33 protein-coding genes and 1 pseudogene are annotated in these 25,128 nt (G+C 29.5%); 22 read left to right on the top strand and 12 right to left on the bottom strand.

The annotated features are described in order from the left end of the window. Positions 1–91 precede the first annotated feature (91 nt). The 9 genes from Q4548_RS05805 to Q4548_RS05765 form a co-directional block, all read right to left on the bottom strand. A complete protein-coding gene (locus Q4548_RS05805; protein ID WP_303452506.1) occupies positions 92–1,048 on the bottom strand; it encodes a HipA domain-containing protein in 957 nt (318 codons plus the stop codon). After that, positions 1,045–1,365, bottom strand: coding sequence for a HipA N-terminal domain-containing protein (locus Q4548_RS05800; RefSeq protein WP_303452504.1), 321 nt, complete (start codon positions 1,363–1,365; stop codon positions 1,045–1,047). The genes Q4548_RS05805 and Q4548_RS05800 overlap by 4 nt, the downstream gene beginning before the upstream one ends. Beyond that, positions 1,337–1,579 (bottom strand): transcriptional regulator, encoded by a 243-nt coding sequence (locus Q4548_RS05795; RefSeq protein WP_303452502.1) that lies wholly within the window; start codon positions 1,577–1,579, stop codon positions 1,337–1,339. The genes Q4548_RS05800 and Q4548_RS05795 overlap by 29 nt, the downstream gene beginning before the upstream one ends. A gap of 171 nt (positions 1,580–1,750) precedes the next feature. Next, the gene (locus Q4548_RS05790) at positions 1,751–2,116 is read right to left on the bottom strand and encodes an HIT family protein (RefSeq protein ID WP_303452500.1); all 366 of its coding nucleotides are present in this window, start codon (positions 2,114–2,116) and stop codon (positions 1,751–1,753) included. Further along, entirely contained in the window at positions 2,113–3,144 is a 1,032-nt protein-coding gene (locus Q4548_RS05785; protein ID WP_303452498.1) for an HNH endonuclease domain-containing protein, read from the bottom strand. The genes Q4548_RS05790 and Q4548_RS05785 overlap by 4 nt, the downstream gene beginning before the upstream one ends. Before the next feature lie 29 nt (positions 3,145–3,173). Continuing rightward, the gene (locus Q4548_RS05780) at positions 3,174–3,437 is read right to left on the bottom strand and encodes a helix-turn-helix domain-containing protein (protein WP_303452496.1); all 264 of its coding nucleotides are present in this window, start codon (positions 3,435–3,437) and stop codon (positions 3,174–3,176) included. Between the two features lie 341 nt (positions 3,438–3,778). After that, positions 3,779–4,072 (bottom strand): thioredoxin, encoded by a 294-nt coding sequence (trxA, locus tag Q4548_RS05775; protein WP_303452494.1) that lies wholly within the window; start codon positions 4,070–4,072, stop codon positions 3,779–3,781. After that, positions 4,041–4,274 carry a DUF6132 family protein gene (locus Q4548_RS05770; RefSeq protein ID WP_303452492.1) on the bottom strand — a complete coding sequence of 78 codons (234 nt, stop codon included), beginning with the start codon at positions 4,272–4,274 and terminating at the stop codon, positions 4,041–4,043. Before Q4548_RS05770 ends, trxA begins: the two co-directional genes overlap by 32 nt. Before the next feature lie 50 nt (positions 4,275–4,324). Further along, a complete protein-coding gene (locus tag Q4548_RS05765) occupies positions 4,325–4,957 on the bottom strand; it encodes a bifunctional 2-polyprenyl-6-hydroxyphenol methylase/3-demethylubiquinol 3-O-methyltransferase UbiG (RefSeq protein WP_303452490.1) in 633 nt (210 codons plus the stop codon). A gap of 237 nt (positions 4,958–5,194) precedes the next feature. On the opposite strand from Q4548_RS05765, the gene Q4548_RS05760 reads away from it, so the two are divergent. Next, positions 5,195–5,395, top strand: a complete 201-nt coding sequence (locus tag Q4548_RS05760) for a hypothetical protein (RefSeq protein ID WP_303452488.1) — start codon at positions 5,195–5,197, stop codon at positions 5,393–5,395. A 307-nt stretch (positions 5,396–5,702) separates the two neighbouring features. Here Q4548_RS05760 and Q4548_RS05755 read toward each other — a convergent pair whose 3' ends face one another. Further along, positions 5,703–6,719 carry a LamG-like jellyroll fold domain-containing protein gene (locus Q4548_RS05755; RefSeq protein WP_303452486.1) on the bottom strand — a complete coding sequence of 339 codons (1,017 nt, stop codon included), beginning with the start codon at positions 6,717–6,719 and terminating at the stop codon, positions 5,703–5,705. A gap of 182 nt (positions 6,720–6,901) precedes the next feature. Between Q4548_RS05755 and Q4548_RS05750 the strand changes: the two genes are divergently transcribed. The 8 genes from Q4548_RS05750 to Q4548_RS05715 all read left to right on the top strand — a co-directional run bounded on the left by Q4548_RS05750 (position 6,902) and on the right by Q4548_RS05715 (position 13,449). Further along, on the top strand, positions 6,902–7,810 hold the full coding sequence (locus Q4548_RS05750; protein WP_303452484.1) for an NAD(P)/FAD-dependent oxidoreductase: 909 nt from the start codon (positions 6,902–6,904) through the stop codon (positions 7,808–7,810). Between the two features lie 6 nt (positions 7,811–7,816). Further along, the gene (locus Q4548_RS05745) at positions 7,817–8,062 is read left to right on the top strand and encodes a hypothetical protein (RefSeq protein ID WP_303452483.1); all 246 of its coding nucleotides are present in this window, start codon (positions 7,817–7,819) and stop codon (positions 8,060–8,062) included. Continuing rightward, positions 8,062–8,661: a bifunctional 2-polyprenyl-6-hydroxyphenol methylase/3-demethylubiquinol 3-O-methyltransferase UbiG gene (locus Q4548_RS05740; protein ID WP_303452481.1), complete on the top strand. Its 600-nt coding sequence runs from the start codon at positions 8,062–8,064 to the stop codon at positions 8,659–8,661. Before Q4548_RS05745 ends, Q4548_RS05740 begins: the two co-directional genes overlap by 1 nt. 130 nt (positions 8,662–8,791) lie before the next feature. After that, positions 8,792–10,027: a DEAD/DEAH box helicase gene (locus Q4548_RS05735; RefSeq protein ID WP_303452479.1), complete on the top strand. Its 1,236-nt coding sequence runs from the start codon at positions 8,792–8,794 to the stop codon at positions 10,025–10,027. A 74-nt stretch (positions 10,028–10,101) separates the two neighbouring features. After that, positions 10,102–11,157, top strand: a complete 1,056-nt coding sequence (locus Q4548_RS05730) for an endonuclease/exonuclease/phosphatase family protein (protein ID WP_303452477.1) — start codon at positions 10,102–10,104, stop codon at positions 11,155–11,157. A gap of 180 nt (positions 11,158–11,337) precedes the next feature. Beyond that, on the top strand, positions 11,338–12,513 hold the full coding sequence (locus tag Q4548_RS05725; RefSeq protein ID WP_303452475.1) for a carboxypeptidase-like regulatory domain-containing protein: 1,176 nt from the start codon (positions 11,338–11,340) through the stop codon (positions 12,511–12,513). A gap of 74 nt (positions 12,514–12,587) precedes the next feature. Beyond that, complete coding sequence (locus tag Q4548_RS05720) at positions 12,588–12,728, top strand: hypothetical protein (protein ID WP_303452473.1); 141 nt, start codon at positions 12,588–12,590, stop codon at positions 12,726–12,728. 517 nt (positions 12,729–13,245) lie between these two features. Then, a complete protein-coding gene (locus tag Q4548_RS05715) occupies positions 13,246–13,449 on the top strand; it encodes a hypothetical protein (protein WP_303452471.1) in 204 nt (67 codons plus the stop codon). A 321-nt stretch (positions 13,450–13,770) separates the two neighbouring features. On the opposite strand, the gene Q4548_RS05710 is transcribed toward Q4548_RS05715, so the two are convergent. After that, positions 13,771–14,316, bottom strand: a complete 546-nt coding sequence (locus tag Q4548_RS05710; RefSeq protein WP_303452469.1) for a hypothetical protein — start codon at positions 14,314–14,316, stop codon at positions 13,771–13,773. Positions 14,317–14,326: 10 nt separating this feature from the next. Next, the gene (locus tag Q4548_RS05705) at positions 14,327–15,520 is read right to left on the bottom strand and encodes an ImmA/IrrE family metallo-endopeptidase (RefSeq protein ID WP_303452467.1); all 1,194 of its coding nucleotides are present in this window, start codon (positions 15,518–15,520) and stop codon (positions 14,327–14,329) included. Between the two features lie 173 nt (positions 15,521–15,693). Here Q4548_RS05705 and Q4548_RS05700 point away from each other — a divergent pair, with 173 nt between their 5' ends. The 13 genes and pseudogenes from Q4548_RS05700 to Q4548_RS17180 all read left to right on the top strand — a co-directional run. Then, positions 15,694–16,416, top strand: a complete 723-nt coding sequence (locus Q4548_RS05700) for a carboxypeptidase-like regulatory domain-containing protein (protein ID WP_303452465.1) — start codon at positions 15,694–15,696, stop codon at positions 16,414–16,416. Positions 16,417–16,462: 46 nt separating this feature from the next. Continuing rightward, positions 16,463–17,332, top strand: coding sequence for an AraC family transcriptional regulator (locus Q4548_RS05695; RefSeq protein WP_303452463.1), 870 nt, complete (start codon positions 16,463–16,465; stop codon positions 17,330–17,332). An 89-nt stretch (positions 17,333–17,421) separates the two neighbouring features. After that, on the top strand, positions 17,422–18,048 hold the full coding sequence (locus Q4548_RS05690) for an O-methyltransferase (protein WP_303452461.1): 627 nt from the start codon (positions 17,422–17,424) through the stop codon (positions 18,046–18,048). 140 nt (positions 18,049–18,188) lie between these two features. Beyond that, positions 18,189–18,632 carry a MoaF-related domain-containing protein gene (locus Q4548_RS05685; RefSeq protein WP_303452459.1) on the top strand — a complete coding sequence of 148 codons (444 nt, stop codon included), beginning with the start codon at positions 18,189–18,191 and terminating at the stop codon, positions 18,630–18,632. A gap of 1 nt (position 18,633) precedes the next feature. Continuing rightward, the gene (locus Q4548_RS05680) at positions 18,634–18,831 is read left to right on the top strand and encodes a hypothetical protein (RefSeq protein ID WP_303452457.1); all 198 of its coding nucleotides are present in this window, start codon (positions 18,634–18,636) and stop codon (positions 18,829–18,831) included. Continuing rightward, positions 18,832–19,407: a ferric reductase gene (locus Q4548_RS05675; RefSeq protein WP_303452455.1), complete on the top strand. Its 576-nt coding sequence runs from the start codon at positions 18,832–18,834 to the stop codon at positions 19,405–19,407. Then, positions 19,404–20,132, top strand: coding sequence for an SIP domain-containing protein (locus tag Q4548_RS05670; protein ID WP_303452453.1), 729 nt, complete (start codon positions 19,404–19,406; stop codon positions 20,130–20,132). Before Q4548_RS05675 ends, Q4548_RS05670 begins: the two co-directional genes overlap by 4 nt. Further along, positions 20,132–21,280: an ergothioneine biosynthesis protein EgtB gene (gene egtB, locus Q4548_RS05665; RefSeq protein WP_303452451.1), complete on the top strand. Its 1,149-nt coding sequence runs from the start codon at positions 20,132–20,134 to the stop codon at positions 21,278–21,280. The genes Q4548_RS05670 and egtB overlap by 1 nt, the downstream gene beginning before the upstream one ends. A 1-nt stretch (position 21,281) precedes the next feature. Next, positions 21,282–22,229, top strand: a complete 948-nt coding sequence (locus tag Q4548_RS05660; protein ID WP_303452449.1) for an L-histidine N(alpha)-methyltransferase — start codon at positions 21,282–21,284, stop codon at positions 22,227–22,229. 3 nt (positions 22,230–22,232) lie between these two features. Next, complete coding sequence (locus Q4548_RS05655; RefSeq protein ID WP_303452447.1) at positions 22,233–22,925, top strand: aspartate/glutamate racemase family protein; 693 nt, start codon at positions 22,233–22,235, stop codon at positions 22,923–22,925. Continuing rightward, complete coding sequence (locus Q4548_RS05650; protein ID WP_303452446.1) at positions 22,922–23,773, top strand: SDR family oxidoreductase; 852 nt, start codon at positions 22,922–22,924, stop codon at positions 23,771–23,773. Before Q4548_RS05655 ends, Q4548_RS05650 begins: the two co-directional genes overlap by 4 nt. A gap of 389 nt (positions 23,774–24,162) precedes the next feature. After that, a complete protein-coding gene (locus Q4548_RS05645; protein WP_303452444.1) occupies positions 24,163–24,756 on the top strand; it encodes a SatD family protein in 594 nt (197 codons plus the stop codon). 2 nt (positions 24,757–24,758) lie between these two features. Continuing rightward, positions 24,759–25,115, top strand: a pseudogene (locus Q4548_RS17180) (DUF3307 domain-containing protein); the annotation flags it as partial. Positions 25,116–25,128 lie beyond the last annotated feature (13 nt).

Raw genomic sequence — 25,128 nt, 5'->3', positions numbered from 1 at the left:
ATAAAAAGTAAATATAAAACATAAAGCCCTTAAACTTTTCATTCAATAGGTAATATTTATCATCTGTTTTCATTTTTTATCCAGTTAAAACCTACAATAGATCTATTTCTATCTGTTTAGCTCTCTCTGCTATGATACTTTTTAGCTGGTCTTTTTTAGTTTTTGTTAAAAAACTAGCATCGATTAACTCACTCCTTTTTTCCATCCCTTTTTCTATACGCTTAAACAAGTTACTGATAGCTTTAGTGGGAATATGAGCTTTGTTCATCGCAATTTCAAAATCACTTCTTTTTAATTTCCTTTTCTTTCCATTTAAGTTTAAAGCTAATTCTTCTTCATCTTCAGGAATTAGAAGATTTACAGCTACCATATCATATACAGGTGTTAATTGATAATTTTGATGATCTAAAGCTATTACAGAAAAATTCTTTAAATGCATATCATTATTCCCTATTAAAAAAGAAACTAATACTTGCTCATAAAACTTAACTACATGAATTAATGGGTTTTGTGTAAAAGCTATAATCCCTTTTGCTATTTGTTCGTAAGATCCTTTATACTTATGCTCTGTAAGCCTATCAGTAAACTGACAAGCATCTTCCATAGGAAACTTAACATCTCCTAATCCTCTATCAATCCTTTTTGTTAAATAAGCCAACGTACCATCTTTTAAAGGAATCAATAAAAATGGAACTGTAGCAATACCACAAGCTTTAGCTAACAACATAGATAAAGCCTCTATTTCAGGCATTTGTGGATACAACTGGAAAGGTGGTTTTAAAATATATTTTCCATTCAATGCTCCTACGATAGTCAATCTAGATTCTTTTTGCCCCTCTGTAAACCCTAAAGATAATTTAGGCTGTACCCCCGTTACAATTACTCTTTGAGCTATATTTTGTTTGGCTAAATCCTCAATCTCTGAAACTTCATAATCTAAATTAAATACTGGTTCATCTTCTTGCCAAAACTCTTTCAAACAATTTTTATGGTAATTAGCAATTCCAGTATTTGGTTCTATTTTCTTTAAACAAGCTAAACAAATCATAAGTCTACAGGAATTATACTTATATTACCTATACAGTCTCTACAAGTGGTTAATAACAACCCCATTCTATCTCTAGGGTTTAATTTCCAATTTTTATGAGCAATTTCTAATAACCAACCTTCCGGTATTAGTCCATCAAAAAAAGAAAACATATATCTACTTTCAAAAGGTTTAGATTGCAAAGGAAGTGTTAGACTAACAGCTTTTGCTGAGTCATTTTTTAGATAATCTGTATCATAACAAAATACATAACCTTCTTCGTTTTCAGTTAACAGCCCTGCAAACTGATCATGAACCCATACTTCTCCTTGTCTCATCGCTTATAGGTTTGATAGTTAATGTGTGACCAAAAAACAATAATACTTGATTGATTTTATCAGTCATTAAATTAGGTTTTCCTTGTTCTAGTTCTCGTAAAAAACGTAAACCGACTCCTGTTATATCTACTAATTCAACTTGAGTTAAGTTTGCTTTTTTACGGCTCTCTCTTACAAACAAAGCAATGTCATTATTTCTATTTCGCTCCTCCATATTTATACCTTTATGGGTGCAATATACTAAAATAAAACATAAATACACCCAAAAGGGTATATTTAGATAATATACAAACCAATAAATACCCTATTGGGTATAATTATTAAACATTAAATATCTTTTTATATTTAGAGTTATTAATAGAATTAAGATAAATAAAAGAATAACTTAATATTTCATCTTACTAGGTATCACACCTCTAACCCCTCCTTCAGGATATTCAATATCTCCTTTGTATCTTGGAATAACATGACAATGGAAGTGGTAAATGGTTTGTCCAGCATATTTTCCACAATTCATTCCAATATTATAGCCGTCTGGAGAATTATTCTTATCAATTAACAATCTTGCTTGGCTTATAACTTCTGGTAAGCTATCTATTTCATCTTTAGTCAAATCAAAATAATCTTTTCGTAGCTCATTAGAAATAATTAAAAGATGTCCAGGAGAAACAGGAAAAGTATCTTTTATGATAAAAAAGTATTTATTTTTAAAAATGATTGCAGTTTCAGGAATATTTAAGAAATTTTTCATGAGTTCATATATTGAAAACCATTATTATGAGCAATAGTAAGCATTGGTTTTATTAGTTCTTCATATTTCAATTTACTAAACTGTTGATTAGGAAATATGGATAAGTAATCTTGAAGAAATTTATTTTTAGGTCTAATTGTTTTAATAATATCGTAACCTTCTTTTTGAAGCTTATAAAAATCATCAAAGTAAGTTTCAAAACTGGGCAGTTTATCACTTTTACTAGAATTAAAACTAGACTCAGCAGGTATTAAATTCCACATTAAATCATGTGCAACAAATTGGTGTGGTATAAAATGTTCAATAATATAACCTCCTAATACTAATTTTTCCCCAGTATAAATACAATTTATATAACCTAATTCATTTATAACCAAGTCCCAAAACATTTTTTTGTGATTATTTAGACTTCCTCTTATAATTGGTCTTTGTATTTTATTTGGAATATCAGGTACATTAGGATTTCTAGCTTGTAAAAACAAAGTTAAATTCCAATAACAGAATGTCTTTAATATACCACTATTTCCCCTAAAATATTCTAACCAACTATCTAATATAATTATTGAGTCTTTCAAGAGAACATATGGAGCATTTATGTTTTTATCCAAGGATCTATAATATACCTCTGCTTTGGATCCTGTACCAAGCCATGGGCTTAAAAATTTATGAGGTACGTTTTTGTCAAAATGATGTAGTATTGAATTAGTAGTCGTATTTTTCGACTTTAAGAGTTTCTCCAAAATCGTACTTTTCTTAGAATCAATATTAAGATCCTCAATATCCTTTATTGTACGAACAGCATCTTGTATTAAATCCTGTTTACCAAATGAGACATGAAAATAATTCACAGTATACCAAGATAAAGTTAGCATTCTAGCAAAAATTTCCTTCTTATTGATTTCAATCTTTCCTTCGTCAACACATTCTAATATTGCCCAAAACCAGTAAAATTTATATGTTGCACTAGTGTTTTTAAATACAGATGTAAGCTTAGAAATTGATATATTTTGTTCTTGTGGTAAATGCATGTTTATTTTGTAATATAAAAAGACATAATTTAGTATAATGATTTATTATTAAGTTGATTGATAGACTTATCTAGTTCTTTTGAAATTGAACCTAATAAACTAAAATGATTGGCTACTTTTAATAAATTATCTAATGTAGTATTCTTACCATTTTCTATATTTTGTATCGTTGTGCTAGATACTCCCAATGCCTCAGCAAGCTGTTCTCTAGACACTCCATTTAATTTTCTATGAAGAACACAAGATTTACCTATTTTTACTTTGATATCTTTTATTGTAATAATTTCTAACATATATTCAACCATTATATTGGTAAATATACAATATAATCAATAAAAAGAACCAATATAATGGTTATTAAGATCTCTACAAATATGATTAGCCGATAGGTTACTTTCAAAACAAATAAGTTTGATATCATTTCCACCTATTTTAATTCGTCTAATAAACCATCAAAAAAATTACACCTATACTACAATATAAACAATACTAACAACTAACTATCAACTACTTAACACTTACTGTATCGGGAAGTAGTTTCTATATACGGTGTCTGAGACTCTCACATTATTGGTATTCAAAGCCACCATTATAAAACAAAAATCTCGAAGGACTTGAATCCTTTGAGATTTTTTTATTGATTCTCCTTCATCAAACGTTCTAGTTCATTTGCTAGAAATACTCCAGACTGTTTCCATTTGAGTACACCTTCTTTAAAAATAATAAGTGTAGGAACACTTCTTACCTGATATTGAGCAGCCACTTGAGGGTTTTTATCAATATTAATTTTAATAATAGCTGCTGTATTTCCCATGCGTTTTTTAAGATCTTCTAAAATGGGAGTTTGCATTTTGCAAGGGCCACACCATTCTGCATAAAAATCTACAAGAACGGGTTTATTCTGATGGATGATTTCTTGAAATGTCATTATTTGTTTTTTTAGGTATTTTAATCATTGAAAATAATAAGCCCCCCATTACAGAACCATAAATAGTACTGTTTACAGAATTAGAAGTAATAGCACAAGTTCCACTATTACAACCCACATAGAACCAATAAAGGTACCCTGCTAAGGCACCAATTCCAACTCCAATAAAGGTTAAAATATTTCTTTTTAAAAGGGTTTTCATATTATAATGTTTTATTTATTATTTTTCAATACTATTTGCTCTACTCCTTTTTATTTTTTAATTGCTACAATTCTTGTAACTGATGCTTTTCCAAAATGGTAATTACCTTCGTTTAATTCGATAGTGCTTTCTTTTACCTCTTTAAATTCAAACTCATTAAAATCTAACTTTATTTCTTCTAAATCATAAAGCATATTGATGTCTTTAGGTCCTCCAGAATTTGGATTTTCTTGTTGATTTTTTATCTGAAACTTGCTAAATGCCTCCATAATAAGAACTCCTCCCTTTTTTAAAAACGAACTTAACTTTCTATGATAATCTCTTCTATGATTGGTATGAAAATGAGCATATATTAAAACCAAAACATCAAAAGAATTTTCTAAATAATGAACGTTTTCAACATCAGAAACTATGTAATTTATTTCTATTCTTTTCTTTTTAGCTAATAATTCAGCTTTTTTCTTCCCAACTTCGCTTTGATCAAAAGCAGAAACTATAAATCCTAATTCCGATGCAAAAACAGCATTCCTCCCTTCTCCTTCAGCTGGGAATAATGCTTTTCCTACGGGAATGTTAGACAATTTTGTTTTTAAATATTCATTAGGCTGTTCTCCATAGACAAAATACTCTTGTCTGTATCGTTCATCCCAAAAATCATGAAGTTTTTTTTCTGTTTTTTTCATTTTTTAACAAGAACTTTTTACATTCTCTTTTTGTTATTAATTGTTTCAATCATTCTTTATTCTTCTCAGAAGATATAAAATTACAATCTATTTATTCTTTGTACAGTAACATTGGTTACAAGAAGATTATTTCTAAATAATGATACCTAAAAAACAGCATTCAATTATAATTAAGTCTCAAAATTTTATTTAAGGCTTATTTTTTATAGTTTTAATAAAACCTAAAAATAGAAATTAATGAAACTAGAAGATTTAGAAAATAAAATGATTGATTCCAAAACAAGTATGATGTACTTGCAAATTGTGAATCATGTAAACAACCAATTGATCTTAAAAATTCTTTCTGATAAATTTGATATCAACCTAAAAGACTACACCAAATACGAGAAAATTTGGCAAGAAGAAGCATTTGATTTGCTCAGTATTAGGAATGAATAACTATTTCTCATTCAAAAAATATATAAACACCTAATAAAAATCCTTTACCACTCTCCAAACAATAATATAATAATTGTTTTGTTTAATTTTTTTAATTGAAGGAGAGCTAATCATGAACCCATAGCCATATCTTTCTGTATTCCAACAACTTAATTAATTTATAATGTCTTTATTAGGAATAAAATCTCTTATAAAAAGTTTATATAAAACATGGCCTTTTACTATATACTTGAAAAACAAAAAGCCTTTCAAACGAATGAAAGGCCTTTTTTACAAAATTATTTAGATAGATAAAACATTAAAAATGTTACTTAATAATTATACTTTTTATACCCATTCCTTTACTAGTATGAACTTTTACATAATAAACACCTGTTTGTAAATCTGCTATATTAACACTAGCTGAAGTTGTATTTTCAGTGTAAGTAATTGAGTTTATTTGTTTGCTTAAAACATCAAATATTTCAATTTTCAATAGGCTTTCGTCACTACTTGTTTGTACTGTAAATACATCATCTATCACTGGATTTGGATAGATTTTAAAATCTATTGTTTCTGCTATGGTATTTGATAATGATTCGTCATTTACCCACCAAACTTGAGTAGTACAAGTTCCATTTGAACATTGTAATGTTCCATTTTCATTATCTGCTTCATTTTTGGTTACTATACCGCTACCCTCTTCAAAATTATACAATAATGCTGTATTTGCATCGGTAACGTAGTCTGCATCTGTAATATCATCTTGTAAACTTGCAATATTTTCAGCAGTATTTTTTATTCTTACTTTATCCATTTGACCAGTAAAATATCCACCTCCAGAACCAGTAGTTCCTAAATAGAAATTTGCTCCTGAAGGTGATGCTGCTAAAGTTAAAGCCGTTTGTGTTCCTAAAGTAACATCTACTCCATTAGCGTATAGTTTTACACTATTAGTAGCTGAATTACAGATAACCACAATATGGTTCCATTCATTAAGAATAAAAGCATTGTTGACACTATTTACATAAGTGCTTGAAGCTCCGTAGTGTGTAAAGTAAATACGTTTGTTGTCATCTTGATACAAGGTCAATGCAAACTGATTCCATCTTTTAAGAATTACAGAATTATGAAAAGTTTCACTTGTTGGTTTTATCCAAATTTCAATGGTATAATCTGTAGCACCATTTAATTTAGTTTCTAAAATATCATCTTCTGTAGTAAGATATCTTAATCGTTGTTCGTCTGCGCTGTTAAAAGCTAATTTGTAATCTGTTTGTGCTTCTGCTTTAGAAAAGAAAGCAAAGAATGTACATGCTAAAATTGTAAGTAATTGTTTTTTCATAATAGAATTGTTTTAAATGAATTGTTGAGTTATGGGTTTTAACGCACAAAAACAATTTAATTCACTTATACTCATTTCATTTACATTAAAAATATTAACGCAACAAAGTTGCATTAAATAAAAAGATATTATATTTGTAAATAAATATAATGCGACAAAAACGCATTTAAATGAATCTGTTTATGGATAATAAAGAAAATTATGAAGTCGTCATTATTGGTGGTAGTTATGCAGGACTTTCTGCTGCAATGGCTTTGGGTCGTTCTTTAAGAAAAGTATTAATTATTGATAGCGGCTTGCCTTGTAACAAACAAACACCAAAATCTCATAATGTAATTACTCTTGATGGAGTAAAACCCAGTGAAATTACGTTAAAATCAAAACTTCAAGTTTTAAAATATAGCACTGTACAATTTTTAGAAGATGTAGCTATTGAGGGATATGGAACCAATAATAACTTTCACATCATCACTAAATCTGGAAAAAAAATTAACGCTAAAAAATTGATTTTTGCTACAGGAATAAAAGATACCATGCCTAGTATAAAAGGGTTTTCTGATTGTTGGGGAATATCGGTAATACATTGCCCTTACTGTCATGGTTATGAAATTAGAAATCAAAAAACAGGAATTATTGGCAATGGTGCACATGCCATCCATTTGGCTTCACTTGTGAACAATCTTACCGATGATATTACGGTGCTAACAAACGGAACATCGGAATTAGATGCTGAACAGATATTAAAACTTAAAAAAAATAATATAAAAATTATTGAAAAAGAAATCTCAGAAATTGTGCACGAAAAGGGAGTTATGAAAAACGTGATTTTTAAAGATGGTAGTAAAGAAAGTTTTAAGGCGGCCTACGGAGTTGTACCATTTACTCAACATTCAAACATTCCTGAATCACTAGGTTGCGAACTTACTGATAGTGGTCATATCAATGTAACTGATTTTCAAAAAACTACCGTTGATGGAATTTTTGCATGCGGAGACAATTCTATTATGATGCGCTCCGTATCTAACGCAATCAATAGTGGAACCATATCTGGAGCAATGTTAAATAAAGAATTAGTAGATGAAAAATTTTAAAATAAAATGATCGAAGTTTTTATCACCAATATAAAAAGTGAACAGGAAGCAAAAAAAATAACAAATCAACTTAAAAAGAAATTTAAAAATTTAGTTATTGATTATGACATGAATGAATCTGATTTAGATTTTCCTTGCGGTCATACCGTGATTAGAGTTGAGACTATAGCTGTAAACGTACAACAAATAATAAATATCATTCAAAACCAAGGTATTGTTTGTAAAATCATGAAAGATAAAATTTGTAGCTAATGACAGAGTTTTGGGAAACTAATTTTAACCAAAAACAAGAAATGTGGGGATTAAAACCCTCAAAATCGGCTATAATCACAAAAGATTTTTTTACAGAAAAAGGTCTTAAAAAAATATTGATTCCAGGAATTGGTTATGGCAGAAATGCTCAAGTTTTTATAAATCAAGGAATGAAAGTAACAGGAATTGAAATTTCTAAAACAGCTGTTAAGTTGGCAAAAAAGCATTATGGAAACAAAACAAACATTTACCAAGGCTCTGTAAACAACATGCCTTATGATAATGCTACATATGATGGCGTTTTTTGCCATGCTTTAATTCATCTTCTAAACAAAGAGGAAAGAGCTAAACTCATTCAAAATTGTTATCAGCAATTAAACAAAAACGGCTATCTATTTTTTACTGCTATTAGTAAACAAGCGTCTAATTACGGAAAAGGAACTCTTATTTATAAAGACTGTTATGAATTTCATAAAGGGGTTCCTATATTTTATTATGATGATGAATCTATATTAACGGAATTTGAAAAATTTGGTCTTTTTGAAAAGATTCAAATACAAGAAGACCAGCCTATGTTTTTGATAAAATGTAGAAAATAACAAACAATAAAGTTGAACATAAAATCTATTTTTTATCTAGAGATAAATAGTGTAATTTCTTGAAGTCTAAATTATGTAATTATCAAACCTATACTTTCCGTATCTTTGCCATTATAAGTAAATATCCTATATGACCTTTAAAGACTTACATTTAGACGCTAAAATATTAAAAGCAGTAGCAGAACAAAATTACACCACTCCCACTCCTATTCAAGAAAAAACCATTCCCTTGGTGGTTGACGGTATAGATGTGATAGGTTGTGCACAAACAGGAACAGGAAAAACAGCTGCTTTTGCTTTGCCTATTTTAAACAGATTGATTCCACAACAAAATGCTTTAAAAGGAAATAAAAAAATAAAAGCGTTGATTGTCAGTCCTACAAGAGAACTGGCCATACAAATAGAAGAAAATTTTAAAACGTATAGTACCTACACCAATTTAAGAACAACTTCTATTTATGGTGGAATGGCTATGGATCCTCAAATAGATATTTTGACCAAAGGTGTTGATGTTTTGGTGGCTACACCTGGACGTTTGTTAGATTTGCATAAAAGAGATCTTATCAATCTAGATTTTATTCAAGTTTTAGTGTTAGATGAAGCTGACATGATGTTGGACATGGGGTTTATAGACGATGTAAAAAAAATAGCCAAATTGTGTCCTTCTCAAAGACAAACTTTACTGTTTTCGGCTACCATGCCTCCAAAAATAGAAAGCTTGGCAAATGAATTGTTGAATGAACCTGAAAGAGTTTCGGTATCTGTTATTTCTTCTGCGGCCAAAACCATTAGTCAGGAATTGTATTTAGTACCCAAACCTAAAAAAATAGAATTGTGTTTGCATTTGTTGCGTAACGATTTGCGTGGAAACATCATTATTTTTAGACGTACCAAATTTGGTGTGGATAAATTGGAAGAAACGTTGTTGAAAAACAAATACAAAGTAGATACCATTCATGGAGACAAAACACAAGCAGCAAGAACCAAAGCATTGAACAAATTTAAAAATAACGATGTTAATATTTTAATTGCTACCGATGTGGCTGCTCGTGGAATAGACATTCCAAATTTAGACATTGTTATCAATTTTGACTTGCCAAACATTCCAGAAGGATATGTACACCGAATTGGACGTACAGGACGTGCAGGAAAAGAAGGGAGAGCCTTGTCTTTTTGTTCTGCAGATGAAAAACCTTACTTAAAGGATATTCAACAATTGATAGGAAAATTAATTCCTGTAGAAGAAAATCATCCTTATCCGTTAGACCCTAAAGCAAAACCTGAAGTTCATAAGAAACAAGGTAGTAAATACAAAAAAGGACGTAAATCTGAAGCTTCTAAAGCCAAGAAAAAACGTTGGTATTAAAACATAAAAAGAAATAAAAAAATACAGGTAAAACATATAACGATACCTGTATTTTTATTTTATAAACTTACACAATGGAATTTATTGTTTTTATCTGGGTTATTTTGCTTAGTGCGCTAACTTTTTTACCATTGGTCAAACACCAACATTGGTTTTTTAGAATTCCAGATTTTGGTCGGTTGCAAATCATCGCTCTTCAATTGCTAACGCTTCCTTTTTTGATTTATATATTGAGTTATAGCTTTACCTCTGCAACCATTTTACTATTATTTTTTCTGCTTGCTTCTACAATATATCAAGCAATTTTTCTTTTTCCTTATATCAACTTTGAATCTAAAAAAACTGCTACTCAAAAAAAAGAAACCATTTCAATTTTATCCGTAAATGTATATCAATACAACCAACAATATCAAAAACTAATTGCACTTGTAAACAACGTAAAACCTAATATTTTTTTAACTATAGAAAGTAATAAAGATTGGGAAGATGCACTTTCTGTTTTAGACAATGAATACAAATACCATCAAAAAATAGCTTTAGAAAATACGTACGGAATGCATTTTTATTCCAACATAGAGGTTAGCAATCTAAAGACACATTTTTTTGTAGCTGATGACATTCCTTCTATAGAAGTACATCTTACAACTGCCAACGGAAATGATTTTGTATTGTACGGAATTCATCCACCTCCTGCTACTCCAACCGAAGAACCAAATTCTAAGGAACAAGATGGGGAATTGATGTCAATAGCCAAAAAAAGCAGTAAGCAAAACAAAACAACTATTGTTGTGGGTGATTTTAATAGTGTTGCTTGGTCTAGAATTACCAAATTATTTGCGAAAGTATCTGGCTTAAAAGACGGACGAATTGGACGTGGATTTATTTCTACATTTCCTGCCAATTATCCTATTTTTAGAATTCCTATAGACCTTGTTTACCACTCAAAAGACATTAACATTAGCTGTCTTAAAACATTAAAACCTATAGGTTCTGATCATTTACCATTGTATATTGAGTTTTTTATAACTAATAAAAGTAACTCTAAAAACAACTCTATAAATTCTGATACTCTAAAAGAAACCAACACATTAATTGCTGAAGGTATTCAAGAAACTTCTGAAAATAGATAGACAACTACTAGCCTGTTTCTAGACCAATAATCCTTTTAATTGTTTCTGTTTTAACGCATATTTAAAATTATCAATAAATCAATACATCACCTTTTGTTATACTAATCTGTCTTATTTTGCTCCAAAAATAAAACGTTTACACATAGTTTTACTCTTATTATTAAATTTAAAACAAAACATATGTTGTTTAATCTTATTAAGGCTCAAAATCTACACATTGTATTATTTTCCTTATTTCTTTCTATATCATTAGTTGCACAGCAAAGAAAAGAAGTTTCAGGAGTTGTTATTGATGAAACAAACGAAACCATACCATTTGTAACCGTAGGAGTTGTTAACAAGACCATTGGTACAGCTAGTACAGAAGATGGTGAATTTTCTTTTTACATTACCCAACAAGAGCTACAAGACACGCTTTATGTATCTTCCTTAGGTTTTGATACCTATAAAATAAAAATTCAAGATTTTTTAGCTAAAAAGAACAGGAAAATTGTATTGATAGAAAATGTAGTAAGTCTAAACGAATTGGTCCTTTTAAGTCCCAATGATTATGTAGAAAACGCGATTAAAAACTTACGAAAAAACACGCTGAGCAAAACACATGTTAAAGAAATACTGTACAGAAGAGCAGCCTCTGAAGAAGGAAAAGCAAAATTTTTTGTTGAAAATTTCATCAAACTAAGAGATCGAGGTCCTGCAAACTGGATGGGAACAATTCAAATTACAGAAGCGAGAAAATCTGCTGACTACAGATACTGGAAACACACCCAATGGAGACATTCTATAAACAATATGATTGAAGTAAACCCATTAACCCCCAATGATTCTGAACATGCAGTAAATTTGAAAAAATTTGATTGGAAAAAAATAGAAAGCTCTTCTTACGAAGGGGAAGATGTTTTAATTTTGGAAGGTGCAAATCCTAAGAAAAAATGGGAAAAAATAATCTTATATGTAGGTATAGATAGTTACAATATATATAGAATTGAGCGTGGTCCAACATTATACATCTATAAAAAACACAAAAGTGGAAAAGTGCATTTGAGCTATTTTAAAAATGAATGGAGCTATCCAAAAAACATGATTCCACAAGAATATTTAAACACTCCAGCAGAAACTCTAAGTTATAGAATTGAAGCATTTGTTTTGAATGTAGAAACAGATAAAAAGAAAAGTCGTATCGATGAATATGGTATAGATAAAGATATGGGGTCTTTAGACTTGCCTTATCATCCTGAATTTTGGCAAGCTTTGAGTTCACCGCCCGATACTAAATTCTTCAAAAAGAACAAGTCTGAGTTAGAAGGACTCTATGGAGTTCCTTTAGAAAAACAATACGAACTTGTTAATAAATAAGCCATTAAGACTTAAAACAAAAAATCTGGAATGATGATTTCATTGTAGAACCTGCTGGAATTGCTACAGAGTTTATGACTTCTGCTATCGGAAAAACTGCTATAAATGGACAATTTTCTACAGAAGAATACCTACCAATTTTTGAAAATTATATGACAGGAAATCAAAAAAGAGCAAGCCAAGGAAATGAACAATTTTATCAAACAGGACTATAAGTGGAAGAGTTTTTTACATATAGCTCTAAATGAAAACCCTCCGTTAAGAATTAGAACTTCTAAATGGACAGAAGATTTTTGTACATTAAAAACCCAAGCAGATCTGGACGAAACCAAGTTGGTCAATCAAATAAACCTTTTTATAATCAATATAGATTGAGAAAACAGTTTTTTTTCTCAACAAAATAATACTCAAAGTCATCAAAAACAAATAGCTGTTTTGATAATGTCCTTTCCATTTTAGTTGAGTTTATTTTCTTTTTGCTTTTCTTTAATAACAATACTCAGTTTTTATTATTTAAACAAGCTTATTAAATGACTAAAAAACAATACTTTTAAAACTGATAAAAACAGCTAAAGATGTGTTGCTCTTAAGGATTAATTGGAGAACATTACTTTTGGTGAGTATATAACGAGTTAACTGTAATTTTGGAAAACGAATTGAACACATTTTAGCATTGAAATTATAATTTAAATAATACATATGATAAAAAGTTGGGAAAAATAGTCTAATTCTATGAGTAAAGAAAAAAGTAATAAAGGTTGTGGAATTGTTGCGTTAATAATTTTTATAATAGCACTTGTTATGTTCATGCCAAGATGGTATGGTAGTAAATCCGTAGATGGTTTTGGTGAATATTTTTTATATTTTATTTTGCAAGGTGTTGTTCTTGTTGGAGTAATATACTTTTATATTAAAATTAAAGACGGAGAGTTCTGAGCAGAACATATTAAATATTATTAGATTTATTTACTCAAAACCTGAAAACAAATATGAATTAGGCCTCTCTTATGTGCTTTCTCGTTTATATATTAAAATTATTATTTTGTAAACTTAAGTTGGCTAAACTTCATACGGGTTCTGTGCTATCTCAAAGTTTTGTGTATATTTACTAGGTCGCTAAAACCTTTTTGATTTGGTTTTGTGAAATTAAAAGAAATAAATCCAAACAAAAAGCTTCGGCTTAGTAACAGCCCGAAAATCCTGGCGATTTTTACCTGCACTAATCCTAGTCAAAACCGCTGAGTAAAATTGTGGAAATTATTTTTTACTAAGTTCCATCATCGCTTTAGAAATACTTAAAGCAGATTTATCATATTCCTCATGTCCGTATCCATATTTTTCATTCAAATCAAAGAAAGCTCTATAAATATCAAAAGGATTTTGAGACTCAGCAACCCATTTAATTATTATATCTAATATTTCATTCATTACAGGTTGAAAAGTCATTCTACTATCTCCTCCCCTAATTCCATTATTATCAGACTTACGTTTACCTAGATTTAGAAAAATATTTTTTTCATCATATATTATATCTCTTACTTCTTTAAATTCTTTTCCTTTAGGTAAGAAATCCATTAAAAGTTTTCTAATTCCTTTATAATAAATATTATATTTTTCTTCAGGATTCTCAAATTCTTTTCCTACAATCTCTCTTAATTCATCAATCTCTTCTAAACTTCCCAGCTCAGAATTAATAGATAATTGTTTACCTACTTTTTCATTAGCCTTTTGCAAAAGTTCTAATCTCTCAATATCTGCTTCAGAAAGCTCGACACTTTTCTTAATTTTCTTATTCTCAGACATATTTTATTATTTAATTTATTTCTAAAATTTTCTTAATTCTTAACCCTGCTGTTTTAATACTATCGTCATTCCACGATAACGGACTCAATTTACTTACTGAAGTTTTGTAGTCAGGATAAAACTCTTTAAAAGCTCCATAATATTTTTTACCATATAATTTATCTTGATACCAAGTAAAAAAAGAATAAACCATTGAAACATGTATTTCATTTTCAATAGCAAACTTAGAAACTAGAAAAGGATTTTTTATGTACATTTTTATGTAGTTAAATTTTTCTTCTGACATAAAAAAATCTCTAGCAAAAGAATCAGCATTCTCTTCAATCAAAAATAAATCAGCATCACCCGTTAAATGAAAATTATTGCTTTTTATTAAATCAAAATCGAATAAAACATGGTGTAATTCATGTAATAATGTAAACCATAAAGTAGGATAACTTTTATTAAAATCTGTTAGAACAATACAGGGTTTATCATCAATTATAAAGGTTCCTCCTCTTACTTGAGTTGTAGACAAATAATCTTGAAAAACAACAGTAACACCTACATTATACAAAGCTTTACATACTGTAAAAAGACCATTTTTAAGATCTTGAGAATAAGGCTTAATTTTAACTATCAGATCTTTTAATCTAGCCCTATTATAATCATTTGGGTTATTAATTATTCTGAAAGTTTGATATGCTGATTTAATCCAAAAATCTTTCATCTTATCTGAAAAATTTCTTTTTGAACTACTATACAAAGGACTATTTAATTCGGATTCATAATCACGTATTGATTCAAATCCAAAAAATGTTAATACTTTATTTACTAATTCATTTGTATCTGCTTTACTTTCGAAAAAACCAAACTTTGTTAACGTTTTAACATCAAAATTATTCAGTAAAAAAGTAGCATTTTGAGCATTTTCTATTGAACGTATATTCTCTACGCTTTGATTTTTTAATACAGCCTCTATAAATCTGTCAATAGATAAATTTAAAAAATCAGCTATCTTTATAACGTGAATTAAATTAGGCTGTTTAGCAGTTCCATTAATAATTTGTTCAAAGACATCTTTATCTATTTTTAATAAGTTTAAAACCTTAGTTTTACTTACATTTATTGTTTTCAATTTTTCATCGAACATTTCTCGTACATTAAGAGAATTGCTTTCTGAAAAAATAGATTTTAAAATATCATCAATATTAGAATTTTCCATAAAAGAGAATTTACCCTTGCAAATATAGTGTTTTATTTGGATAATGTTAAAAAAAAGGGAAATTACCCTCAGAAATATAACACGAAAAAACAACTAAACTCAATACGGATTTTAGTTATTACTCAAAGTTTTGTATATATTTACATGAGTTGCCAAAACCGTTGTTTGTTGCTATGAAAACGAAAAAAAAATCTTTGTCATTTTGCTGCTCTGAGTCATTTGATTCAATGACAAACATAGGAATTGATATGAAATTTTGTTCCCAATGCAACGAAAATGTTAAAGATTATACAAGGTCTAAAAACATCATAAATGAAACAGGTTGTGGAAGATACAATTTGAGCCAACTAGACTACATTAGAAGAATTCACAAAACGTCCATTTATTCTAAACCCATAACGTTGCTTGCTTTTCTGGGGTTAGTAGTAACGGATATAAAAGCTGAAATTCCAAATGAAATTTATAATCAATCAAATATCATTGATCAAAATAAGACAACTTCAATTGAAGGAAAAATAATAGACAATAAAACTGGTAAAAACCTGGCACACGTTGAAGTGACAGCAACAATAAATAAAAAAGTTATTTATTCAACAACTAGTGATTCTAATGGTAATTTTAAATTAGAGATTGATACTAAAAAACACAACATAACAGCTATCTTTATTCATTTTGACTTTGTGGGTTTTAAATCTAATACCATAAATTACAAACCCTTACCTGAAGATTTAAAAATAAAAATGGAAGCTAAAATTCCTGAAATAGAAGAAGTAGTAATCTGTGCAACTGGTAGAACAGCAAGTCTCGAATCATTAACTCATAAAGAAATAGATTCTCTAATGAATTCAATAGAATGGATTGATGAAAATGAAGATATTGTAGAGGAAGACGAATAACGCTACTCCCAACAAAGAAACCAAACTAGAGAAGCAAATTAACCATTTGAAAAACATTCCCAACATATCGTTTCAAAGCACTGAAAATACAAAAGATTTTGAGTTGTTGAACCTTCGTTCTTTATTTGCAAAATTGCCCAACATACAAGACCACAACCCTACTCAACCTCATAGAATTTCGTTTTTCTCATTATTAATTGTTATCAAAGGAACGGGATACCATCAAATAGATTTAAAAAATTATGAACTAAAGGCAGGAACTGTATTAAAAATTGCCAAAGGTCAAGTACATGCTTTTCAAAAGAATCCAACTTATGAAGGTTATTTGATAATTTTTACCGAAGATTTTGTGATTCATTATTTTTCAAAGTCTTCCATCAATTTAATTTCACATTTGTATAACTACCACCTTACCTCTCCTATTTCTAATGAAACCGACCTAAATGAATCATTTTTAAATCAATTAAAAAAAGAAACGACGGAAGAGAGTACAATCACACAAAAAAACATCATTGCTTCCCTCATCAATATCTATTTGTTACAGCTAGAAAGACAAACTAAGAATAAAACGTTAAAAAATTACAATCAAAGGCATTTTGACATCTTTATCAAGTTTAAAAACCTGGTAGAAAAAAATTATACAAACACCAGAAATGTAAAAGACTATGCCGAAATGCTACTTATTTCTAGAAAGTTATTAAACCAAATAGTCAAAGAATTTACCCTGAACACCTCCAAAATGTTTGTTGATAATTATTTGGTGTTAGAGGCCAAACGAAGAATTATTACAAGCAACCAAAACATCAAAGAAATTTCATTTGAAATGGGCTTTATCGAGGTCACCAATTTTACTAAGTTTTTTAAAAAGAAAACGGGTGTTAGTCCTAAGGTTTTCAAAACTACACAAAATCAGTAATTCCCATATTTACCATTTTTAACTTCATTTGTATTACCTGTTTAGATTAAAATCAGTGCAAATTTGTATTGAAATAAAATAAATCTAAAATGATAATTGAGCAACAAAAGAAACTTACTGCAATAACACATGCACTTTATGAAGATGCTAAATATGACAAATTAAAAATGATAAAGGGTGCTGCAAAAAGTTTTTTCAAGTCTTTTAAACCCGAAAATTTTGAGGAAGCATATCTTGCTATATCAAAAGAACAGGGAGAAGATTTGGTGCAGATTATTAAAGAAAACAATCTTAAAAACATTGTGGAATTTGGAACATCATTCGGAATTTCAACACTGTTTTTAGCTCAAGGAATTTTAGAAACAAATGGACATATCATTACTACCGAATTGTTGGAGTCTAAAGCCAAAATAGCTATCGAAAACTTTAGAAAAGCTGGTGTAGAAAATCATATTGATGTAAGAATAGGTGATGCTTTAGAAACCTTAAAAAGCCACTCTAACCACATAGATTTATTACTATTAGATGGCTGGATGGATTTGTACCATCCCTTATTTCAAATACTTGAACCTAATTTTAATAACAACACCATTATTTATGTAGATAATGCAAATGCTGTAGACAGTCAAAAGTTTTTAACCTCTGTTTCTACAGAAAAATATCAAATTGAATCAAAGTTTAACGGAAAAACAGCCATCATAAAAATAAAACAATAATGAGTAAAGTAGCAAATTGCCCAAAATATGGTGGAAAATTAAAGAGGTATAAGTATTGAATTACCATTATAGAACCATCAGAAATAAAAAAGAAAACTGAAAATATAATTTTTAATAACAGACTTTAAAAATCAATAAAAATGAAATCAAAATTTATCGCATTTATTTGTTTAGGACTATTAAGTCTTGGTCATCTTTTTGCACAAGATCAAGCAGAAAACAACAAATTTCAATTTGGTGAAGCGGAGCACTTTCTTGACGGATACTCGTTCAACTTTCAATACCAAGATGGTAAAGCCATTCATATGGAGTTTGACAAAGGTAAAGCTAATTACGAATGGATTCTAGGACCTAGAAAAGGTAGAGGCAATTCAGATATCCCCTATCGTTCACGTAAAATAGGCAAAAAATTGTTCCTAATAAATTGGCATGAGACAGATAAAAAGGATTATTTAACTCTTGTTGTAGATTTCGAAAAAATGATTGTACATAGCTCAATCATCGTAGGTTACGAAAACAAACCTGAAAGAACTTTAAAAACTGTATTTCAAACAGGAGTTATTGATCATTTAAAAATAAAATAAAATGAGTAAAGTAGCAAATTGCCCAAAATGTGGCGGAAAATCAAAGATTAAAGAAACAAATGGTGAAATAAGTTACCAAGCCATTCAAGATGATGAAATCTTGAAAAAAGTAAGTCAACTAAAAAAAGCGATGGAGAAGTTTAAAGAGAAAGCCGAAGCCTTAGAAAAAGAAGTGAACGAATTGAAAAACAAATCGTAAATGGCATTTTTCAAAAAAAATTATGGATGGCTTATTGTATCTGTTTTAGCAACACTACCTTTAATTCCATTAGTAAAAACTGGTTTTGATGGAGGTAAAGAAAATATAGATATGTTGTATCATATTTCAGGGGAATTTTCCATTAGATGGATGACTGCTGTACTTACCTGTACACCATTTTTTATTCTTTTTGGTGTAACTAATTTGTTTGTAAGACAAGCTATGGGAATTGCCACAGCCGTATGGAGTTTACTACATTTTATTTTGTTTATTTGGGCAGAAGGTTTTTTAGAAACATTTACACAATTTAATTACGTAGCCGGTTTTGTGGCTGTACTGCTATTGATTCCTTTACTACTTACCTCCAATAGAATATCCATGCGTTTTTTAAAAACTAATTGGAAAAAATTACAACGCTTTGCCTACCTAATTATATTCTTGAGCTTATTGCATATTGCTATTTTAGACAAGACTTGGTTGATTTATGCCATCATAGTAGGGATTGGATTTATCATAAGAATTCCATTTATCAAGCATAATATTTTACAATGGAGACAAAACCGTAAAGCTGTATGAGTTTATTAGAAAACGTATTAAAAAAAGTAGTTTTAGATCAAGCCACAATTATAAAAAAAGAGCAATTATCAGCTTTTGTTTATAAAGTTAGATTAAAAGGCGATAGCATTAAAAAAGCCGAATTTATACCAGGATATTTTTTAAGATTAGGTGTAGGTATTGGTCAAGAAGATCTCGATTTTAAAGATAAAGTACGAAGTTATTCAGTTTGGAATATTAATAAAGAAGAAGGCTGGCTAGATCTAGCAATTGCTACAGAAAGCAATGGTGTTGGTGCTAATTGGGTTATGAATTGCAATCTAGGTGATTTGGTATATTATAAATGGAAGAAAGGTAATTTTTTGCTAGATAATTCTGCAGACAATTACCTAATGATTGGTGATTTATCCGCCTTATCACATTTGTATGTAATTAATAGAAATCTTCCTAAAAACAAATCTGTAGAAAGTGTCATTTATAGTAATAATGCATCGAATTTGTTTAATGATATTGATAACACGCAACCGTTGAGTTTTTATGAATTTCAAGAGCATCCTTCAGAAGAAATAAAAATAATTGTAAAAGAAAAATTATCAAAGTTTAATGGTTCCATAATAATATACATATCAGGAGATAGCAGAGTTTGTGTAAATTTAAATCAGTATCTTAAAAAAGTATTAGGTTATAGTCCAAAACAACTAAAAATTAATCCGTTTTGGAATCCATTAAAAAAAGGATTAGAATAATGGCATTAAGCATAAAATATCAGCAAATAAGACAGCAAACAGTTACTTTTTGCAAACATTTACAGCCCGAAGATTATACCATACAAGTGGTGAAATTTGCAAGTCCTGCCAAATGGCATTTAGCACACACCACTTGGTTTTTTGAAACGTTTATTCTTAAAAATTACAATGATAATTATAAGGAGTTTGATGCAAATTTCAACTTTTTGTTTAACAGTTACTACAATAATGTTGGCGATAGAATTCTGCAAGCCAACCGTGGAAATATGTCTCGTCCTAGTACCGATGAAATTTTTGCCTACAGAAAATATGTGGATGAGAAAATGCAAAATTTCTTAGCGGTCACAAACGATAAAACTATTTTAGATTTGGTTGTTTTAGGTTTAAATCACGAACAACAACATCAAGAATTACTGATTACGGACGTGAAATATATGCTGGGACACAATCCGCTGTTCCCTGTTTTTCATCATGATTATAACTTGGTGAGTGCTATCAATTCTGAAACCGATAGCGTAAAAATAGCGGAAGGAGTATATAAAATTGGCTATCAAGGAACTGATTTTTGTTACGATAATGAATTAGGTGTACACAAAGTTTATGTACCTAATTTTGAAATAAACAAACAGTTAGTAACTAATGGAGAATACCTTGAATTTATGGAAGCTGGTGGCTATTCAGATTTTAACCTTTGGTTAGATGATGGTTGGAATTGGGTGAATAAAAACAACATAAATGCACCAATGTACTGGCATAAAATTAAAGGAGAATGGCATTATTACACCCTTGCAGGATTGCAAAAAGTAGATAGAACAGCCATATTGAGCCACATCAATTATTACGAAGCCAATGCCTTTGCCGAATGGAAAGGAATGAGATTACCAACTGAATTTGAATGGGAAGTAGCTTCACAAAAATTTAATTGGGGAAAACGTTGGGAATGGACAAATAGTGCCTATCTAGCTTATCCAAATTTTGAAAAAGAAAATGGAGCGGTTGGCGAATACAATGGCAAATTTATGAGCAACCGAATGGTGCTTCGGGGAGCTTCTGTAGCCACATCAAAAAATCATAGTAGAAACACCTATAGAAATTTTTTCACTCCTATAGAAAGATGGCAATTTACTGGAATTCGATTAACAAAATAATATGAATAGTACTTTTAAAAATGAAATTCACCAAGGATTATCGTCTGATCCAAAAACGCTTCCCTCTAAATATTTTTACGACAAAAAAGGAGATGCTCTTTTTGTAGAAATAATGAATTTACCCGAATATTACTTAACGCGTAGCGAGTTAGATATTTTTCAGAATAAAACCCAAGAATTAATTGAATCCTTTGGTGTACAAAAAAACTCCTATTTTGAATTGATAGAATTGGGAGCCGGTGATGGCACAAAAACCAAAGAATTACTGAAGGTTCTAGACCAAGAAAATTACAATTTTGACTACTTCCCTATCGATATCTCGGCTAATGCTTTAGCACTTTTAAAAGAAGATTTAAATACTGAAATCCCTAATTTAAATGTACAAACGCAAGAAGGTGATTATTTTAAAATATTAGCATCTTTAAAAAACAGCAAACAACCAAAAGTGGTTTTGTTTTTAGGGTCTAATATTGGAAATATGAATGATAGTTTGGCCTCTACGTTTATTTACAATTTAGGCGTTAACTTACAAGCTGGTGATAAAATTTTATTGGGTGTAGATTTGATTAAAACGCAAGACATTGTATTGCCAGCCTACAATGATAGCAAAGGAATTACGGCAAAATTCAATTTAAATTTACTGGATAGAATTAACAATGAATTGGGAGCTAATTTTGATCTAAGTAATTTTGTGCATCAACCTGAATACACCCAAAAAGAAGGAATTGCCAAAAGTTATATTGTGAGTACAGCCAATATAACGGTCACTATAAAAGCAACTGGAAAATCGTATACATTTACTAAAGGAGAAAAAATTCATACAGAGATTTCAAGAAAATATAACGATGCAATTCTGAATAAAATCATTGAAAACACAGATTTTGTATTGCAACATAAAATAACGGATGAAAAAGAATATTTTGCCGATTATATTCTAGAAAGAAACTAAACAATGAAAGAAACAACACTTGGCATATTAGGACTTGGTAGTCAAACTACAGCTTTTTATTTGAAAGAGTTGAATCGTGTTTTTAATGAAATAAAAGGTGGTTACAGTACTTGTCCGTTTGTTTTATTAAACACCAATTTTGACACCATTAATTCCCTTTTACCAAATGTATCGGAAGAATTAAATGAAATCGTTCAAGCTTCTATTTCAGAAATTGAAAACAGTGAAATTGAATATATTTTAATTCCAAACATCACACTTCACGAAACAATTGACAGACTAAAATTGAATACATCTATACTTCATCCGTTAGATATTTGTCTTACAAAGTTGAAAGAAAACAACTGGAACAAGGTAACTCTGTTCGGTTCTATTCACACAATGAAATCTCATTATATTCGAAATAATTTTGCTAAAAATAATATAGAAATAATACTTCCTTCGGAAGAAGATATGCAATTTATAGATCAAGTTAGGAAAGATGTGTATGCTGAAAAACAAACCAATGAATTGATCAAAAAATACCATTCAACCATAGAAAAATACACAGAAAATTATCCTGTAATATTGGCTTGTACAGAATTATCCATCTTTAAACCTAACAAAAAAGATGTATTAGACATGGTAGAATTACAAATTAAAGAAGCCGTAAAAACGGTTTTAAAACATACTATTAAATACAAAAACATTCAATGAAAATAGCAGTAACATCAGCAAGCGGAAAATTAGGAGCTTCCATTGTACAGCATTTAATTCAAGAAGTTGGAAAAGAAAATGTAATTGGAATTGCACGAACTCCAGAACGAGCACAATTCTTGGGTGTAGAAATTAGAAAAGGCGACTACAACAGTCGTGAAGATTTTAATTTAGCTTTACAAGGCATAGACAAAGTTTTATTGATTTCTGGAATGGACGAACCCCAAAAAAGGATTGAACAACACAGAAATGTAATAGAAGCAGCAAAAAATAACGGAGTTGCCAAAATTGTATATACTAGTATTGTGGGAGCTGAAGAAGGCAATGCATTTAGCCCGATAGTACAAACCAATAGGCAAACTGAACGAGACGTTATTGAATCGGGATTAGATTATGTTATTGGTAGAAATGGAATTTACATTGAACCCGATTTAGAATATTTGGATACTTATAAAAAAGAAGGAGAAATAAGAAATTGTGCAGGCGAAGGTAAATGTACCTACACTAGTCGTCAAGAATTAGGCTATGCTTACGCTAAAATATTGATAGAAAATAAACACAATGGACAAACTTATAATTTAGTGGGCAAACCAATAACACAGGCACAACTGGCAGATTATATCAACCAAGTATATGGTACTGAATTAAAATTCAATTCAATTTCAGAAAAAGATTATTTAGTTGAAAGAAAAACCGAATTAGGTGATTTTATTGGAACTATAATTGCTGGAATTTATCAAGGAATTAAAAATGGAGCTAATGATATTTCTTCTGATTTTGAAAAAGCAACTGGAAGAAAACACATTTCTGCATTAGAAATGATTCAAGAGTTCAAAACTAAAAACTAAGCTTGATGAATCATTATAAGAATGGAATTCATTAATAAAAACTAAGCCAAATTATTATTTTAACTATTATCATAGAGCAACTGTTTACAAGAAAATGAGCAGATTAGATTTGGCTGTTCAACATTTAACTAAAGTAATTTCTTTGTCATGTAAACATTCTAATGCATACAATTACAGAGGAATCATATATTGAATTAAATGAACCCAATAAAGCTTGTAATGATTTTAAAAAAGCAGTAGAATTAGGAAATAAGCAAAGAGAATAAATTTGAAGAAATATTGTGAAAAAGGATAATTCGGACATAGAGCCGATAACAACCAAATTCGGGTTTAGAGCCGATATTATTGATTATCGGGTTTAAATACGATATATTTGTTAAAAAGATGAAATGATAGCAATCATAACAGGAGACATTATAAACTCTAGAAAAGGAGAAGTTGAAACATGGCTACCACTTCTAAAAGAAGTTTTAAACCAATACGGACAAGAACCCGCAGACTGGGAAATATTTAGAGGTGATAGTTTTCAATTATCAATTGCTCCCAAAGAGGCTATATTAGCAGCTTTTCATATTAAATCAGCAATCAAACAAACAAAATCACAAGATGTTCGAATGGGAATTGGTATTGGTAAAATAAAATACAACTCCAATAAAACCACAGAGTCAAATGGTTCCGCCTACATAAGGTCAGGAGAATGTTTTGAATCGTTAAAAAAACAAACTCTTGCAATAAAATCACACAATTCTGAACTAGACACCACATTAAATCTAATGCTAAGCTTGGCATTGTTATCTGCAAATAATTGGAGCAATACGGTTTCGGAAGTAGTAAAAAAGATGATTGAAAACTCTAACACTACGCAAAAAGAAATTGCACACCTTCTAAATAAGTCGCAAAGTAGTATTAGTGAAGCTCTAAAAAGAGGAGGGTTTGATGAGATTATGAACATGAATAATTATTATAAAAACCAATTATTTTAGTTATGATTATTTTTATTGTTCAATTGTTAATAGCACACATAATTGGTGATTTTGTACTACAACCAGACAAATGGGTTGCAGACAAGAATTTGAAAAAACATAAATCAAAATTTTTATACATACACGGCTTAGTTCACTTTATAGCCCTAATTGTATTCCTAAAATTTAATTGGTCTTATTGGCCATATGTATTATTTATTGTTATTAGTCATCTAATCATTGATCTGATCAAATTAAATCTTATTGACAAGATTAATAACAGAATACTATTTGTAATAGACCAAATAGTACACCTAATTATAATAAGTAGTGTCGTCTATCTACAACATCCGTACAGAATAAACATAGAGAAGATATATTCTAAAGAGTCTT

The organism is Wenyingzhuangia sp. 2_MG-2023 (assembly GCF_030548295.1).
Classification (GTDB): domain Bacteria; phylum Bacteroidota; class Bacteroidia; order Flavobacteriales; family Flavobacteriaceae; genus Wenyingzhuangia.
Note: the sequence above shows the minus strand (reverse complement) of the source record. Positions and strands in the feature narration are given on the sequence as shown.

Coding starts and splice junctions, on each gene's coding strand:
- Q4548_RS05805 (WP_303452506.1), bottom strand. CDS start 1,048: ATGATTTGTTTAGCTTGTTTAAAGAAAATAGAACCAAATACTGGAATT.
- Q4548_RS05800 (WP_303452504.1), bottom strand. CDS start 1,365: ATGAGACAAGGAGAAGTATGGGTTCATGATCAGTTTGCAGGGCTGTTA.
- Q4548_RS05795 (WP_303452502.1), bottom strand. CDS start 1,579: ATGGAGGAGCGAAATAGAAATAATGACATTGCTTTGTTTGTAAGAGAG.
- Q4548_RS05790 (WP_303452500.1), bottom strand. CDS start 2,116: ATGAAAAATTTCTTAAATATTCCTGAAACTGCAATCATTTTTAAAAAT.
- Q4548_RS05785 (WP_303452498.1), bottom strand. CDS start 3,144: ATGCATTTACCACAAGAACAAAATATATCAATTTCTAAGCTTACATCT.
- Q4548_RS05780 (WP_303452496.1), bottom strand. CDS start 3,437: ATGTTAGAAATTATTACAATAAAAGATATCAAAGTAAAAATAGGTAAA.
- trxA (WP_303452494.1), bottom strand. CDS start 4,072: ATGACATTTCAAGAAATCATCCATCAGAATAAACCCGTTCTTGTAGAT.
- Q4548_RS05770 (WP_303452492.1), bottom strand. CDS start 4,274: ATGAAAACCCTTTTAAAAAGAAATATTTTAACCTTTATTGGAGTTGGA.
- Q4548_RS05765 (WP_303452490.1), bottom strand. CDS start 4,957: ATGAAAAAAACAGAAAAAAAACTTCATGATTTTTGGGATGAACGATAC.
- Q4548_RS05760 (WP_303452488.1), top strand. CDS start 5,195: ATGAAACTAGAAGATTTAGAAAATAAAATGATTGATTCCAAAACAAGT.
- Q4548_RS05755 (WP_303452486.1), bottom strand. CDS start 6,719: ATGAAAAAACAATTACTTACAATTTTAGCATGTACATTCTTTGCTTTC.
- Q4548_RS05750 (WP_303452484.1), top strand. CDS start 6,902: ATGGATAATAAAGAAAATTATGAAGTCGTCATTATTGGTGGTAGTTAT.
- Q4548_RS05745 (WP_303452483.1), top strand. CDS start 7,817: ATGATCGAAGTTTTTATCACCAATATAAAAAGTGAACAGGAAGCAAAA.
- Q4548_RS05740 (WP_303452481.1), top strand. CDS start 8,062: ATGACAGAGTTTTGGGAAACTAATTTTAACCAAAAACAAGAAATGTGG.
- Q4548_RS05735 (WP_303452479.1), top strand. CDS start 8,792: ATGACCTTTAAAGACTTACATTTAGACGCTAAAATATTAAAAGCAGTA.
- Q4548_RS05730 (WP_303452477.1), top strand. CDS start 10,102: ATGGAATTTATTGTTTTTATCTGGGTTATTTTGCTTAGTGCGCTAACT.
- Q4548_RS05725 (WP_303452475.1), top strand. CDS start 11,338: ATGTTGTTTAATCTTATTAAGGCTCAAAATCTACACATTGTATTATTT.
- Q4548_RS05720 (WP_303452473.1), top strand. CDS start 12,588: ATGACTTCTGCTATCGGAAAAACTGCTATAAATGGACAATTTTCTACA.
- Q4548_RS05715 (WP_303452471.1), top strand. CDS start 13,246: ATGAGTAAAGAAAAAAGTAATAAAGGTTGTGGAATTGTTGCGTTAATA.
- Q4548_RS05710 (WP_303452469.1), bottom strand. CDS start 14,316: ATGTCTGAGAATAAGAAAATTAAGAAAAGTGTCGAGCTTTCTGAAGCA.
- Q4548_RS05705 (WP_303452467.1), bottom strand. CDS start 15,520: ATGGAAAATTCTAATATTGATGATATTTTAAAATCTATTTTTTCAGAA.
- Q4548_RS05700 (WP_303452465.1), top strand. CDS start 15,694: ATGAAAACGAAAAAAAAATCTTTGTCATTTTGCTGCTCTGAGTCATTT.
- Q4548_RS05690 (WP_303452461.1), top strand. CDS start 17,422: ATGATAATTGAGCAACAAAAGAAACTTACTGCAATAACACATGCACTT.
- Q4548_RS05685 (WP_303452459.1), top strand. CDS start 18,189: ATGAAATCAAAATTTATCGCATTTATTTGTTTAGGACTATTAAGTCTT.
- Q4548_RS05680 (WP_303452457.1), top strand. CDS start 18,634: ATGAGTAAAGTAGCAAATTGCCCAAAATGTGGCGGAAAATCAAAGATT.
- Q4548_RS05675 (WP_303452455.1), top strand. CDS start 18,832: ATGGCATTTTTCAAAAAAAATTATGGATGGCTTATTGTATCTGTTTTA.
- Q4548_RS05670 (WP_303452453.1), top strand. CDS start 19,404: ATGAGTTTATTAGAAAACGTATTAAAAAAAGTAGTTTTAGATCAAGCC.
- egtB (WP_303452451.1), top strand. CDS start 20,132: ATGGCATTAAGCATAAAATATCAGCAAATAAGACAGCAAACAGTTACT.
- Q4548_RS05660 (WP_303452449.1), top strand. CDS start 21,282: ATGAATAGTACTTTTAAAAATGAAATTCACCAAGGATTATCGTCTGAT.
- Q4548_RS05655 (WP_303452447.1), top strand. CDS start 22,233: ATGAAAGAAACAACACTTGGCATATTAGGACTTGGTAGTCAAACTACA.
- Q4548_RS05650 (WP_303452446.1), top strand. CDS start 22,922: ATGAAAATAGCAGTAACATCAGCAAGCGGAAAATTAGGAGCTTCCATT.
- Q4548_RS05645 (WP_303452444.1), top strand. CDS start 24,163: ATGATAGCAATCATAACAGGAGACATTATAAACTCTAGAAAAGGAGAA.